The sequence below is a fragment of the Conyzicola nivalis genome (assembly GCF_040548875.1).
Classification (GTDB): Bacteria; Actinomycetota; Actinomycetes; order Actinomycetales; family Microbacteriaceae; genus Conyzicola; species Conyzicola nivalis_A.
In genome coordinates this window covers 490,483-505,931 of the sequence record NZ_JBEPSJ010000001.1, presented here as the reverse complement: position 1 = coordinate 505,931, position 15,449 = coordinate 490,483, and the positions used below count along the sequence as shown (strand labels likewise).

General features: G+C 60.8%; 8 protein-coding genes. All 8 read right to left on the bottom strand.

Annotation, left to right across the window (positions count from 1 at the left end; all coding sequences use genetic code 11):
* Window positions 1–83 precede the first annotated feature (83 nt).
* On the bottom strand, window positions 84–2,213 hold the full coding sequence (brxL, locus tag ABIE21_RS02435; protein WP_354023191.1) for a BREX system Lon protease-like protein BrxL: 2,130 nt from the start codon (window positions 2,211–2,213) through the stop codon (window positions 84–86).
* A gap of 12 nt (window positions 2,214–2,225) precedes the next feature.
* Window positions 2,226–4,721, bottom strand: coding sequence for a BREX-1 system phosphatase PglZ type A (gene pglZ, locus ABIE21_RS02430; protein ID WP_354023190.1), 2,496 nt, complete (start codon window positions 4,719–4,721; stop codon window positions 2,226–2,228).
* Complete coding sequence (pglX, locus tag ABIE21_RS02425; RefSeq protein WP_354023189.1) at window positions 4,714–8,175, bottom strand: BREX-1 system adenine-specific DNA-methyltransferase PglX; 3,462 nt, start codon at window positions 8,173–8,175, stop codon at window positions 4,714–4,716. The genes pglZ and pglX overlap by 8 nt, the downstream gene beginning before the upstream one ends.
* A gap of 16 nt (window positions 8,176–8,191) precedes the next feature.
* The gene (gene brxC / locus ABIE21_RS02420) at window positions 8,192–11,686 is read right to left on the bottom strand and encodes a BREX system P-loop protein BrxC (protein ID WP_354023188.1); all 3,495 of its coding nucleotides are present in this window, start codon (window positions 11,684–11,686) and stop codon (window positions 8,192–8,194) included.
* A gap of 4 nt (window positions 11,687–11,690) precedes the next feature.
* Window positions 11,691–12,290 carry a DUF1788 domain-containing protein gene (locus ABIE21_RS02415; protein ID WP_354023187.1) on the bottom strand — a complete coding sequence of 200 codons (600 nt, stop codon included), beginning with the start codon at window positions 12,288–12,290 and terminating at the stop codon, window positions 11,691–11,693.
* The gene (locus tag ABIE21_RS02410; RefSeq protein ID WP_354023186.1) at window positions 12,287–12,910 is read right to left on the bottom strand and encodes a DUF1819 family protein; all 624 of its coding nucleotides are present in this window, start codon (window positions 12,908–12,910) and stop codon (window positions 12,287–12,289) included. Before ABIE21_RS02410 ends, ABIE21_RS02415 begins: the two co-directional genes overlap by 4 nt.
* Before the next feature lie 1,026 nt (window positions 12,911–13,936).
* The gene (locus tag ABIE21_RS02405) at window positions 13,937–15,106 is read right to left on the bottom strand and encodes a tyrosine-type recombinase/integrase (RefSeq protein WP_354023185.1); all 1,170 of its coding nucleotides are present in this window, start codon (window positions 15,104–15,106) and stop codon (window positions 13,937–13,939) included.
* A gap of 21 nt (window positions 15,107–15,127) precedes the next feature.
* Window positions 15,128–15,319: a helix-turn-helix transcriptional regulator gene (locus ABIE21_RS02400; RefSeq protein WP_354023184.1), complete on the bottom strand. Its 192-nt coding sequence runs from the start codon at window positions 15,317–15,319 to the stop codon at window positions 15,128–15,130.
* Window positions 15,320–15,449 lie beyond the last annotated feature (130 nt).

Below are 15,449 nucleotides of genomic sequence, written 5' to 3'. Positions count from 1 at the left end.
GCAACGATCGTCCCATGAATTCTGACCCGCCGTAGCACCTGATGCCCGAGGTGTCGTTGAACGACAAACAAATCAATGAGGCGTCACCGATTCGCTTTCTCGCGAATGTAGGTGACGCCGAAGGCGACGACCTGGCGGAACTCCTGGCGACGCGCACCGAGGTCGAATTGGCTGCCAGAACCCTTCTGGAATATGTCGAGCCCGCGCCCAAGCAGGATCTTCCAGCCGTTGTCCGCTCTAATGGAACGATCGTGGATTGTCTCGTCCCAGACGACCGCAAATTTGATCCCCACGGCCGCAGCTCCGTCCTGGATCTCATTCATCATGAGCAAGTGCTGCCTTTGGAACTCGCCGGTGTCCTCCTTCGTTAGGAGGGTGACGGCGATCTCGTCAGCAGGATCTTTCGCGGCAGCAAGGAGAGCCAGAAGGTCCACAAGATTGCGACCCTGGTGTGGGAGACGGATGTACGGGTCGACGATCGTGATGTCAGTTGCGCCGCGCAAATACGACAGCAGCATGGCATCGTACGAGACGCCGCGTTGGTTCTCCTGGTACTCTCGGTGCCCCTCGAAGAATGTCGGCTCGGCAGGCGGAGCCACCTCGATCGGCTCTTCAACGCCCTGCCGAGGATTGGTGTGTTCGTCGCTCGCAACGTCGCCGGCTCCCTTCGCAGACCGCCGGTGATAGTACTTCGGGTACTCGTCTTCTTCGAGCGTGGATACCGCATGCCACACACCGGCTACGTCTGAATAGCCGAACTTCACTTCGGCCATCGTCGAGTCGATTCGCAGGATCTGATCCTTGACGCGCTTACGCCCTTCAATTGCCAAGCGCAGCAATTCCTCAATCTGTTCAGCGGTTGCTTCACCATGGGGGTAGATGAGCTTCATTAGCCCCGAGAAAGTCTTGTGGATCCCGTCACGATCGCGAGTCGAGATGTCTGATCCGAGCGTGAAGTACTGCTGGTAGCGGTCCGAATAGTCGAAGTTGCGCATCGACTTCAGTACTTCAGCGATGTAGTCGACCACGAACCCGTAGCCGTCCGAGAACATCTCGCTGCGGATCGTGTCGATCTCCCACCCTGGGATATAGAAATGCAGGCGGTCGAGATATGCCGGGTCGTGATAGCTCTCGGGCAGCTCGTCGAACAAATCGGAGTGCTTGAGCATGAACGGCACAGTGTGCGAAGTGTTACCGACGAACACAATGGAGGCCTCCGCGCCGAGGGTCTCAACACCACGCGAGAACGACTTGTTCGCCATGTAGTTCTTCATAATGTCGACGAGCGCCTTGTCGGTTCGCTTCTTCTTGCCCGCGAACTCGTCAAATGCGACAACATCCCAGTACCCGACGAGCCCGAGGCGCCCGTTTGCGTTGTTCACGAACAACTTCGGTACGGTCACTTCGCCGCCTGAGATCAACATCCCGTGCGGCGAGAACTCTGAGTAAATGTGTGACTTACCAGTGCCCTTGGGTCCTAGCTCGACGAGGTTGTAGTTGCGCTCGACGAATGGGATCAAGCGCACTAGCTGCAGCAGCTTCGCGCGCCGACCAAACATTTCGGGGTTGAACCCGATGGACTGGATTAGCAGGTCGATCCACTCATCAGTGGTGAACGCGGCTCGGGAGGCGAGGTAGCCGTCAAAGTCGAAGTTCGACATCTGGATCGGCTTGAGTGATCCGAGAATCCAGGGCGAAACACGGGCGTCATCGGAGTGAAAGTACTCGACATCGCACAGACACCAGACCCCACCGACGAGCAACTTCTGGTGTGCGGTGACAGTTGCGGAGTCGACGACACCGCTGATCCCAAGGTTGGCGAACGAGGCTTGGTAGACGTCATCCTTCTCGTTCAGCGCGACGCTGACTTTGTCGATGACCCGGTAGCGCCCGCGCTCCTTGATCTTTGACTTGACGAGTTCTGACTCGTTGCGATGCACATAGTGCTGGGCGAGAATCTCCCGCACGCGGCCGATGCCCGCTTGAATCGTCGCCTCGTCGTCGGATGCCGCATATTGGCCGAGTAGGTATTCCAGCACGTACGACGGCACAATCGCGTTGCCCTTGACCGCCTTTACGAGGTCCTTACGGACCACCGCTCCGGCGAAGTGCTCATTGATCTTGCGGTCGAGGTCAGTCTGCGGCGGCGGGACTGCGGCTGCTCCGCTTTCAGGCGCGTCGCCCTCCGGCTGCGTGACGCTGTCAAGTGTCATGGCTGTCCTATCCTAGAAATCGAAGTCCGAGGCGAACGACCGCTTCAGCGTGTACATCGCCTTGGCATACACGCGCCACTGGTTAGTGTTCGGGATGCGTTCCTCGAGCCGGAACTCGACGGCTCGGTTGTTGAACTCGTTCGCGTCTTGGCTCAACAGCATGTGCGCGCTCTGATAGCGGTCACGCTTGTCGGTCGACTCCTGGCCAAAGGTTAGCTCGGGCTCGTTGGAGATCAGCGACTCGCCCACATAGAGGCCAGCGCGCACCACACGGGGCTGCACCTTCTCGCTGACCGGTTCCGACTGGAACAACTTGACGACGAGCTGGCCGGTGGTGATCTTGTCGGACTCCGGCAGCACTTCGACGTTGACCAGTCGGGTGTCGCTTTTGCGCTTTTTGTTGATAGTCAGCACGGGCACGACGATCTCCTGCAACGCAGCGCCGCCGTGCACGAACCGCGAACCGGCACCCGGCAGGCGCAGTCGATGGATCGACTTCGGGATCTGCACCTGAAGGTCGCTGTCAAGGCCGAGCTGCTCCGGGGCAAAGGTGCGGAATGCCGGGTCGTCTTTCAACCCACGACCAAGCACATATCGGCGGTTGGTGACGATGACGTCATCGCCCTGTGGGAGCGTGGAGAGGTAGAAAGAATCAGTGAGCGCGGTGTCCTGGAAAAGAAACCCGTGGTCTGCGGTGATAAGAATATTGGTCGCGTTGGCGTTCGTGAGGCGCTTGACGAGATCAACCAGCTCGCGAAGCGCGTCGTCGGCTGCCTCGAAGACCTGGCGTTCGGTACGCGCTTTGTCGCCGGTCGCATCGATGCGGTCGTGGTAGACGTACAGCACTTGGTGCTGCGTATAGAGCTCACGCAGCTCGTCCCGAGAAAGCGAAAGCACGTCTTCTGCCTGGATCGCTTTGCCGTCGACAGCACCGAGAACCTTGTTGCGGTTTGCCGTGCCGTCGGAGCGCTGCCCATCAACGAGTACGGGGTCGCCAGCCTTCGAGTGCCCGATCATCTTGTGTGGAAGAAGCGCGGCCATGCCGAGTTGGGTGTAGCTGGGCAGCACGCCGAGCACGGCGTCGAGGGTCGCGTCGAACCGGTCTTCCTGCCGAATACGCGTGCCGAGTTCTTCGGCAACCTCATAGCGCAAGGCGTCCGAGATGATGACGACGGCCTTCTTGCGGCCATCGCGAATTATCGGAGCGACATGCTCTGCGTAGAACGCGGTCTGCGGTCGTAGCACCGCCGAACGCCACCGATCCGTCGCATCGACCTGCTGCTGCCAGGCGTTGCCCAGCTCGTAGAGGAATTTGTTCGCGTAGAACTTCTCCACCTCGGCACGCAGAGCCTCCAGCGGCCCGGAGTGCTCGGCCGTACGCGCGGCGAAAACAAACTGCCGGTAGAGCTGGTCAACGCGAAACCACTCACGCCGGTAGCGGTCGAGCCCCTCGTCGAACGACGACACAGTGAGCTTCAGCGAAGTCAACTCGCTCAGCAGCTCGGATGCACTGCCGATGGCCGCGTACAGCATGCGGTAACCGTCGACCCAAATGCTGCTCTGGCGACTCCGAATGACGTCGCTGACGTCGCGCGCGGTGACCGTGCGTTCGGCGACGGCACGGGCTAGGTCGCTGATGATCTTGCGTTCGACCTCCTCGAACAGATCGTTGCCCGCAAGGTCACGGAACGTGGCGTTCTCGATCCTGCTCACGTAGTCGAGATCCAATGCAGCACGCCTTGCGAGGGCAGTGAGTGCGACCGTGCTGCGTCGGTCGTTGCGCAGACTCGCGAAGTCAAGCTGGATATTGCGCAGCGCGCTCGGGCGATCTGACTTAAACCCGTCGATCGCCTGGCGGAACACCCACAGTGCGAAGTCATCGACACTCGGGCTTTGCGCCGTGTAGCCGTAGATCGCAGCGGCGCCCTTCCAGTGGAACTCGTCGAGCCCGTGGTCGACTAGCGCACGGTATTTTGCATCACCGCCGGCGGCGTTTTCTATCAGCAGCGCGCGCATGAGTTCGAGCAGGCTATGCTCGCGTTGTCCGAGAAGCACCGCCAGCATCTTCGCCCGCAGCTTGTCAGCATCATCATCTGGATCGAGCAGCGCCTTGAGGCTCTGAACACGCTTCGCGGCCCGGAAGAACTTCTCGTGCACACGGACAACTTCGTCGATGCCGTCTGCAGTCAGGGCAAGGTCTTGCTGCATTAGGGAAGTGCGGTCGGCCGTAAATACTCCGTAGGCCAGTTCGAGGTCGAGCAGCCAGTTCGAGACCCCGGTCGGGACAGATCCCGCGCGATAGACGAGGAACTTGGTCTTCGGCGCGTCGTGCAGCAGCCGGTTTTTGACCGCGTACTCGTTGTTCTCTACACGCACCGTCTCGACGCCATCTAGGCCGAGCGCGTGGAGGTCGCCCGCATACTCACCGTCTGGGTCATGCCAGAACACGACGCGCTGTGAGTCGAACTGACGTGCCAGGTGCTCCCTCACAGCGCTGGTTTCACTCATCGCTCGCCTCCAAGCCGGGGATCTTCTTGAGCGCCGCGCCGAACTTCGGGTAGTTGACCTTCACGCCGTCGTCGAGATCGATGGCCAGTTGCTGGGTTGCGAGCGGGTAGAGCACATCATGCTCGTACTCGTCGAGTTCGAGCAGCACTTTGCGCAGGCGGTCAACCTCTTTTTCAGCCGCCGCCTTCTCGCGTGGTGTGCCCGTACCGAGCACGAGACGCTCGTGGTGCTGGCGGCTGGCCTCCAGCTTCGACTTGAACTCGCGTAGGTACTCGTTCAGGACCGTCGAGACGGTCGACGTCGTGTAGCGGTGCATGTACATGAGCGCATTGAACGACCCCTTTGGGCTGGAGAACAACCAGTAGATCGGACGCTTCTTGTACCGCTGCACATGATCCTTGTAAAAGGACTTCACGAAGTAGTCGCGCAAATCCTTCACCCCGAGTGACTCGGTGACGAAGCGGAGGTTTTCCTCGAAGTACTCTTCACCGAACGCGACCCGCAGGAACTGCCGGAATCTCGCCACGATGTCGTCCTCAAACCAGTCGCCATCCACGATCGGGATGATGTTGTCATTGTCCGGCATGAACGACGGCCTGGGCACCTTCGCCAGATACTCCTGCAATGTCTCGCCCTGGCTAGCGAGGATCAGCTCCGGCTTGTCAAGGCTGTAACGGCCGAACATACAGCCAACCGAGTACGACACCAGATCTAGCAAGAGATCGCGGTACTGGGGACCGGATGTATGCCGGCTGGCACTCTGGCGAGTGGAACGCATTGGTGCCGCGATATGGCCAAACGTGAGGCGGAGTAGACGTTCGTTGTCCTCTTCAACGGCGCGAATTCGATCTAACCGCTCGGCCTGCTGGCGGGCGGTAGAGAACAATGCATCGCCCAGTCTTGCCGCGCCGAGCTCAAGGAGGTGCAACCGTGCGAACCCGGCACTCGTCTCTGACTCATCCCACAGGTCGTGGGAAAGGCTGATGAGCTTCTCAACATTAGTGTTTAGTGTTTTTTCGTCAACGAATTCTGCCGGGAGTGGAAGCGACATCACATCCCCGACAAGATAGTTGATCGTAGGGGCAACCGCTTCAAGATACTCGGCTGCGAAGTCAGAGTTCAGATACCCGAGGATCGAGTGTATTCGGCTGGGGTCGTTTGGAAATATGAACAACGCGGCATTGTTCGCGATTTCATGCGATTCCAACAAGCGAAACGATGCCCGATCTGTGGATACAGAAGACCAAGTTATCCCAGTGAGACCCCAAATCTCTTTAGATGGAATGCGAGCGATCCGATCGTTGCGATAATGCGCTCGCGCCGACGCAGACCAGTCGACCACGGTGTCAACGTTTCCATACCAGCGACGGAATCCGCCTCCTTTTGGGTGCCGCCTCCAGTGATTGCTCTCCCCGATCTCTTTCGCGCTTACCTCCCAGACCATTCGGAGATAGCGCGCGTTGTCCCCCGTCTTTACTGCGCCTTCCGATTGCGCATGCTGGCTAACGGTACCGAGCCGAAAGGCTTCAACAGCCTCAGGTTGCATCCAGTAGGCCATGATTGCGCTAGGGATCTCCAATAGTGCTTGAGCATTCACCCTGTGACGTTCCGGATGACCTGCATCTTTCACCGCACTCCGTAGGACGGAAGACTTTGCTGCCTCGTTTGGCTCCTCGACAAGGCGGACATACGCGGCCGGTGAATCCTGCCCGATATCCGTGGCGAGTATGAATGCCGAGGTAGCAACGACTTGACCGCCGATGCTGTCAAACGCGCCGACCCCGAGATGCGCCATGTTCCTCACAGCGTTCGATCGTAGAAGGCGCTGCCTGAGACCGGCGAACGACCCCAAGAACATCCACCCCTCCATGGTGATCATGCCAACGATCCCTTTCCTGCTGGCAAAAGCCATGCAACGCTCCACGAACATTGCGTAAAGGTTGGACTTGCTGCCTGGATAGTTGATGCTGGCGTATTCGCCAAGCAGGTCGCTCATGTTCCCGCTTCCCATGTACGGCGGGTTGGCGACGATGACCGAGTATGAGCGCGACAGGTACTCCGCCTGTTGCGTAACACGGATGGCCCTGCTAAATACTTTGTCGGCAAGCAGATCACCATCCTTTGGCGGGCGATCTTCAAGGTGCCGTTTGAGCGGAGCGAGAAACTCGGCTCGTGGTTGGATTAGCGAGCCAAACGTGTCAGCACGCTCGAAGGTATTCCAAAAATCGTCCACGTCGGAGCGATCGTGGTCGTGATATGCGTCCGTCAGTGCTGTTCGAATACCCGGTTCTGCGAGGTAGTCAAGTTCTTGCTCGTCGAACCGGATAGCCGTGAGGACACAAATATGCGGCTGGATGCCTCTCGAGAAGAACGTGCGCTGCTTAGCCCGCGCCTTCATCGCGAGCGCGAACGCTGCCAATACTCCGGCGCGCGGGTCAATCTCGGTCCCATAGAGGTTGTTTTGGAGGATGAGTCCTGGGATGTCGGCGGGCGCGTACCCCTCTTCTTCATATATCGCGTAAAGGAGATCAAAGGCGTAGGTGAGCATGTGCCCGGAGCCGACGGCTGGGTCCATGACCTTCAGCTCCTCCGGGCTGGAAACTCTGAGGAAGTCGGACTCCTCGTCGACCGGTTCGACGTAGTACTGCATCCGGTCGACGAGTCCTGAGGACGGGCGATTGAGCATCCAGAGGCGGCCAAGGGAGTTCTCGACGAGGTAGCGGACAATCCAGTGCGGGGTGAATAGCTGGGTGGCCGCAGGGATCTCGGCGGCGCCGGCCTTCTTGTTCTTCTTGAACCCGGCGAACACCTCGTCTTTCCGTTCCGAGATGTAGAACTGGTATAGCCAGCCGATGACCTCGACATCTCGGCAGACATCCTCGGTAAGCACGGTGGCGGCGCGGGCGACCACGGAGTCGTCGGCGAGCATGTTGGCGGGGATAAGTAGCTCCGTGTAGTCGCCTTCGCGTTCGAACATGAACGGCATGGAGCGGTTCCAATGGCGGCAGTACTCGGCCAGCAGCAAGGCGTATGCCTCGCCCTGTGGGTCGTCGCTGCGACGGGTACCGTCGAGCAACGCTGTTATAGTCTCGATGCCGCGCTTGTTCATGACGACGGCGAAATCGATGTTGCCACGCTTGGCATCGGCCAGCACTTCTGGTTGCCCGGTGGTCTGCCCGCGCGCGGGCGAGACGACGCCGATTCCGGTGTAGCCGTTGGCATCCATGAAGCGAAGAGCGATGATGCGGTTGAACCAGGTGTAGGCAACTTTGTCGGCAACCGCGTCGCCTCCGCCCTCCGCCGCGATATCGCGTTCGAGCGCGGCGACCGCGCTGGCACTTTCGACTCGATCCGTGGAGGCCGGAGCGAGCACCGCGACGATGCGCGCGTTGACTTCGCGAATCAGGGCAGTGCGCGCCCATGTGGCGAAGGACTTGAGAGGTGCGGTTTCCATCAAGGTGTCTTTTCCATTACAGGGCGATCCGCTTCCCGTCATTGAGGGCGTCGATCAGCGACGCTCGGAGTGCCGCGACATATCGGTCGACGTCCTCGGGCGACTCCAGTACGCCGTGCACTCCGGTGGCCGTGATCGTCTTGACCGAGACGGTCTGCTTGGCCGGAGCGGGTGACGGATCGTCGGTTCCTTCTCTGGGGCGCGCGGCCGCCGCGAGTTGATCGAGCAGCGAGGGAAACACCTTCTCCTCGAAGCCGTTCCCCAGTTCGCGGACGAGCGCGACTTGCCGCTCGTCGCTGATGCGGGTAATCAACTGATCGACCATCGTGACGACGCGCTGCTGTGCGTCTTCGGTCGCGTCGTGGTAGATCGTGCTGCCGAGTATCGCAGCCCTGCGTGACTCGATTTCCGCAATAGCCATTGCACGGTTCGCCGCGAGGACCTCTTCGATGCGAGCCCGAAGGTCGTCAGTTACCTGCTTGAGCCGGGTCATCCGGCTGCCGCGATACGCCTGGGGGTCATCGAGCAAAGCAGTGACCTCCACGCCGCTGTCTGCGGCGAGATACCCGAGGTTGCTCATATTCGCCCGCAACAGCTCGGCCGAGTCGTCGAAAATCGCCCGCTGCCCGCCGCCGAGGAACGCCTGAATCGGATCAATCACGCTCTCCTTGGCGTCGAGCAGCTCGTCGCCGAGTGCGAACTCCGATAGGTACCACTCGTCGGGCTTACCAACCACCTCCTCAAGAAGCGAGATCGACGCGTCAAGCTGAGACACGAACGGGTACTTCGAGCCGGTCATCCGCGCCTTCAGTTCGTCGAGCTTGCCGCGCAACTTGTCGCTGCCGTGGCGAGCGAGCTCGAGCGAGTCTTTGGGTGCGGTGGCCTCGTCGAAGAAGTCGGTGCAGAAGGCGCGAAATGCAGCGACTTTGCGCTCGTCGAACGTCCTTTGGGGTGCAACCACGGCGTGCGAGTGCTTCTGCGTGTTACGAAGCACGCCGGCGACCTCGCTGCGCTTGAGGGCGTTCGCATCAACGGTGATGATGATCTTCGATGCGCCGATTAGCCAAGCGATCACGACCTCGATCGAGGCGAGGTCCCAGCCATACGGCTTGGCCTGGAAAGTATCGACGATCGATTTGACGGTCAGCTGCTCGCCGAGCCGGTCACGTCGCAGCACGTGCGAGAGCACCTCGTCACCTGGCGCGGCGAGCTTCGATAGCGACGGATCATCGATCAGCCCCGACTGGTCGGGGTTGGCGATCCCAGCGACCTGCTGCTCGGTGTAACTCATACCCCCGAGCAAACTGAGCTGGGTGTAGGTGCGGGCGATGAGGTCCTGAAAACCGTCCGTGACCCGCGAGAGCGCATCCTGTGAGCCCGAGGTCACATTGGCAGCGTTGATCACGAGCCCGGCCTTACCAGCCGCGCGACGGATGCGCTCGATGAGTTCCTTCTCACGCTCCACGTTCAGCGCGGCCTTCGAGCGCAGGATCTGGTCTTCGACCGCCGACAGCGAGGTGGTCTGCTTTCGCTTGGTGTACTTCTCGGTCTTGATCAGCAACCGAAGATCCGAGAGCACCCGTTCATCGGGCTCAAGAATCACGCGGAGTTCGTCCTTTCCGGTGCTGTGTGCCCGGATCGTCTGAGCGTCGTACGGATATTCAGGGGTGATGAAGTGCACCGACAACTCGCGTTGCTGGCCGTACACCTGGTCGTCGAGCTTGTAACCGAAAGCGAAATCCTGCCCGTTCTTGGCATAGCGCAGCTTACTTGTGCGCACCACATCCTGCGAGAGAATCTTAAACAGACGGCCGGCAATTTCGGAGGCGTCGATGTCGACGTTCTTGATCTCCTCCTCGATCACCTGCTCCTCGTTGGTCAGGTACTCGTAGATGTTGCCGCTGCGCTGCACGTACGTCTGCATCTCCAGCAGCGTCAGCGCCTCCTGCACCTGTTTCGACAGTGCAGGCAGATCGAGGCCAAAACGGTCGTAGACAAGCACGGTGAGGTTGCGCGCAGTTGCTTGGAAGCTCTCGACGTACTTGATCAAGAACAACGCCTTGAGTAGACGAACAGCGAGCTCATTGTCGAGGTTGCGCTCGGCAACGTCGATCGAGCGCTGCGCTGCGGATTTCAGAGAGGCGCGGATGCCCGCGAACATGTGGTCAAAGGTGGCGAGCGTGCCCACATTGACGTCGCCGATGTCTTTGGCGACCTGCTGCACGACGCCGAGCATCGACCGCTCGCCGACCGAGCTATTTCGCCCCTCGAACACGTTGTGGTCGGAGATGCCCTCGATCGCCGCCTGGAAGAGCGGAAACTGGTAGCTCACGAATGGGTAGGTGCCGACGAAGTGGTCCTCGTCAGTGTAGTTACGGTACGTCTTTGCACCGTCGACGAAATCGAACAGTGTTTTGAAGTTCGCCGACTCCGCCGCATAGATCGTGCTCAGGGCGGCAGCGCCATGCGAGTTCTTCTCCAGTAGACGCTTGCGAATTACCTCCTCGACATCTGCGCTCGTCAGTTTGACCCGCGTCTTGAATCGGGCCTGGATCTTCGAGAAGTCGTTGCCCTGTTGCTTGGTGCGGTCGCCGACGACCTTGTCCATGTCTTCCTGCGACGTCACGAACACCCACGCCCGCCCCTGGCACTTCGTGTTAAGTGACTCCGCAATCGTCTGCAAATTCAACATCAGGTGCGTGTTCGACCCGATGAACTGCCCCACCTCGTCAACATAGAAGTTCAGCCGGAAGTCGGGCTCCTGCTTGTCGAGCCACGCCTTCACCTCGTCGGCGAAGTCCTCGATCGAAACCGCATAGGTTGCTTGATAGGTCGCAAGGATGTCCGGAGTGCTCGAAATGTCCACGCCAGTGACCTGCGCATAAGCCTCATTTACCTGCTTGCGGACCGTCGGCAGCCCGAAGCTTGGTCGACGTTCAACCCAGTCTCTGCCGGAGATGGAGTTGAAGGCATCCTTGAACGCGTCTAGCTGTCCTTCCTCGTCCATCTGGCGCTCAAATCGGGCAACGTGTCCTTGATCGCCATAGTAACCACGGGACTCGTCGAAAACCTTCACGAACACCTTCAGCAGGGCGTCTGACTGGTCCTTGCTGATCAGGGTCGCTTTTTGGTCGATGTTGAATAGCAGGCTCTTCGCCGGGATGCGGTCGGCCTTCCCGAGTAGCGCAGGCAGGAACGCGCCTTGTGCCTTCGCGCCGAAGCTCTCGGAAACGCGCTCGCGCGAGAAGTCTTGCCCCTCCACATCACCAAGCAAGTGGGCGAGCATCTTGAGCAAGTGCGACTTACCCGAGCCGAAAAAACCCGAGATCCACACGCCGTTGGCGTTGGTGTAGTTCGCATACGCCTCGAGCAGCAGTTCCAGGCCCTTGGCAGCTTCATTCGTTAGGACGTACTCGTCAACCTCCGTGCTGAGGTGAGCGGTGTCATCAGCCTTGATGACACCCTCGATCGGGCGCTGCACATCCTTGGCAAATATCGCGTTGAGATTCATCGAGTCAAGCCTCCTGTTCCAAGATGTTCTTGGCTCGGTAGTACTGGTCATCCATCAATCGTCCGAACAGAACGAGCGACGACCCGAGGGTGTTGGACTGCTCGTACCGGCCCGGAAAGAACATGAGCATCGGCTTGCCGTTGACCACACTCTGCAAGTTGTTCAGCACATTGTGCGAGCGGATGTACGGAAAAACCTCGCCGATGCCGGTGAGGAAGAGGATGTCGTAGGCGCCGTCAGCGATCTTCTCTCGGATCGCCGGAGCCAGGTGCTGCTGCGGATTGAGCATCGATTGCAGCATCTCTGTGAACTCAGACTTGTCCAACTGCGGCTCGACTTCGAGCACTTCGTCCCAGTCCCCGCGGTCCTTAAGTATCTCCACGGTCAGGTCGTAGAGGTTCACCTCGCGAACCACGACGCCCGTGTTCGACAACCGCCTCTTGATCCGCTTCTTGGAGTCGGCGACCGCGAGCGTATCCTCCGCGTCGTACGGGTAGATGAAAAACGGAACCTCATTGCTGAGGCCCTCCATTCGCAGGAACCTACTGCCGCTGAGCACCGAGAAAAGGTGTCCTTCCTGGCGGGACAGTTCGCCCAGGGTCATCGTGTGCCCCTCTCTGAGACGATCATTGGCAGGAAGCGAACGTCGCTCGGTCTACTCACGTTGAGGGCGTCGACCACGCGTTCGGACGGCACCGCCTGGAGGATGTCGCCACGCTCAGACAGCAAGCCCGCTTCGGTCAGCATTTGGAACAAAGTAGAGCGAATCTTTTGCATAGTGGACTCTTTGAGTTCTGCGAGCTCGGAATGCCACAGGGCCTTGCCTCGAACAAAGCTGTCGAAGTCGTCATAGCTCAGGGTGGGCGTCAGCAGAATGAATCGTTCACGGACGACTTCCTCGGCGAAGTCGCCGACAAAGGTGTAGCGACGGCATGCCGCGACCCACATGAGGTGCCCACGTTCCGTCGCTGTCGCTTCGATCAGCATTTCAAGTTCGTGGTCCGTCAGGACGGCAAGACGTTGCGCGACCTCGCGGGCGAGGCGGAACCCCGACGACATGGTGCGCGACTGAAGGAGATTGTTCTCTCTGATCAGTTCACGTACACGCGCCCAGTCGCGCTCGCGCAGGTAGAGAGGAGCGGCGATCACGGCTTCACGAGAAAGGAGAGCGCCGCTGGTGAACGACAGGGCATAGCGCTCGACGGTGACATGTCCGTTCGTCACGCCGCGCCTCCTTCCTAAAAATGGCAAGTTTCATAGACTACTGCCGCAGGCCGACATGGACCGAATCTCGCTTGTGCCGGCCGCTAGTTTTCTAGCTGACCGGCACTGGGGCTAGACGTAGTTCTGGGTCTGGCAGTGACGGCAAATGACATATGCCTCAGAATTGTCGCCGTCCTCCCACTCCGAGGTGTGCTCGGCTCCCGACAGCGATCCGTTGCAATTGATACAGGAACCGGCGTTGCCTCTACTCCGACTCATCGAATCGACCAGTTCGCCGTCTTCCATGAAATAGACGCCACCGTCGACGCAGTTCGGGCACTCGAAGCGCTCTCCGTCCCCCGACATTCTGGAGCCGCACTCAGGGCAGGTCTCCGTCGGTCCACCGCCGAGCGCGCCGAGCAGCGAGTTCAAGAACCCCATCAGAGAAAGTCGTCCGCGTCTGCAGAGATGTTTCCTGCTCCATCGCAGTCCGGGCACATTCCCCACTCTGGAGGATCAGCTGGGTCGAAGATAATCATCCGACTACCTTCGCCGTCGCACTCGTTGCAGATAGCGACGTACTCGTCGGGGTCTCCCGTATCGAGTCTCTTCCAAGTAATCGTCATACTCCAAGGTAGCGCGTTCGGCACCCCGCTGAACGCGACAACGCGACCTGTGCGGAAGCGCGCTACGGGACCTGCGACGCCGCGTGCGTTCTCCGGTGAGTCCCGGGGCCACGATATGGTCCACCGACTGTCTGCACGATCAACGTCCATGAGCAGATCCTCGACCCAGGCGGCGGCGAGGGCCAAAAACGACGAGTCCGCGGTGAGTGAGTCGCCAGCGCCGCCGACGCGCCGACCGACGAGTTCGACCTTAAGCGCAGCCGCGGCCTCGTTGGCGCTGATGCCTGTCGGGACCCGTCACCACTGGAGACGATTGCATACGCTCCATACCTCGGTGTAGAACGGAAAGCGATTCAAGTGCTTTGCAGGGGATTGGTAAGGGGGGAGGCAAGACGGTCCTGCCACCGTGGCAGCACCGCGTTCAGTCGTCCCTCTTGAATGCCCGGTCGAGTAGCGCCGCGGTCTCCGGGTTCACCAACTCCCTTCGCTGGATGTAGTGCATCACCGTTATCCTCGTGTCTGTGTGGCCGAGCAGCTCCGCCGCAAGCTCGACGCTGGCGTTGTCGTTGACCGCTGTCGCCACCGTGCGGCGGAACATGTGCGGGGTCACACCGGCGATCCCCGCTCCCCCGAGCACCCGTCGCAGCTGGCGGCGCACGTTCGCGGTGGTCAGCGGTGTGCCGTCCCGTGACTGGAACAGCAGCGAGTCCAGCTCCAGGCGGCCTGCGTTGGCGAGACGCCGGCGGACAGCGTCGGCGGTGAAGGAGGGCAGCGCCACTGTCCGCCGGGACTTGACGGTCTTGGGGTGGTCTTGCCGGAAGGTCTGCTCGCCGATACGGCTGACGATCGTTCCGGCGAGGCGGATCGACGGCACGGCGCCGGTGATGTCGACGTCGCGGCGGCGGATCGCCAGCACCTCCCCGATCCGGGCCGAGGTGCCGAGCATGACCTCGACGATCGCGCCGAGCTGGCCGTCCGGCAGCGGGCCGGAGACGTGGTCCGCGCCGCCTTCCCAGCGGGCGATCGCGGCACGGATCACGTTCACCTCCGGTGCCGTGAGCGCCTCGGGGATGTGCGGTTCCCGGCGGAGGCGGGAGACGTGGTCCATCGGGTTGCGTGGGAGAACCTCGTGCCGCACCGCCAGTTCGAGCGCCAGCCGCAGCACGACCCTGGCCTGCTTGGCGCGGTTGTACGATCGTTTCGCCAGCTCCTTGATGAACCGGTCGCAGCGGGCGACGCCGATCTCGCGCAGGGTCAGGCTGTCGAACACCGGGGACACCAGAGTGCGCATGTTCCGCTCGTACAGGTTCCGGGTGGTCCGGGAGATCCGGACCTCCATGTCGATGTCCGCCAGCCAGTACGCCACGAGGTCTGCGAAAAGGCTGTCCGGCGTCAGCGTCGTGTCCGCCGGCTGCAGCTCGGACCGCTCGACGAGCCGCGCCTTCAACGCGCGCTCGGCTGCCGCGGCGGTGGCGCCGGTGCTCTGCACCTGGCGCGTCCTGCCGTCCCAGTCGCGGTACCGGGTCCGCGCCAGGTATCGGCCGGTCGGCGACACGCGGGTGCTGATGTCGCCGAAGGTACCGATGCTCAACCGTTGCCGGGCCATCTCAGCTCACCGCCGATCGGTGCGCCCTGGCTCGCTGCTGGGTTCGCGTTGCTGGGCGATCCACGCCCGCACGTCGGAGATCGCGAACTTCAGATGCTTGCCGAACCGGTAGGCGGCGGGGCCTTTGCCGTGCACCCGCCAGTCGTAGACCGTGGAGATCGGTATGCCCAGGTAGGCCGCCAGCTCGTGGACGTCCATCAGGGGCTCCAGACCCCACGCGTCGGCAGGAGGAGAGGTTGGGTGTTCGCCGTGGATGCTCATACCCAGCAGGAGCGCACGACGATCCCGGACGATCGGGAGGGACCGAGACCGACCTCGGCGCCTCGGA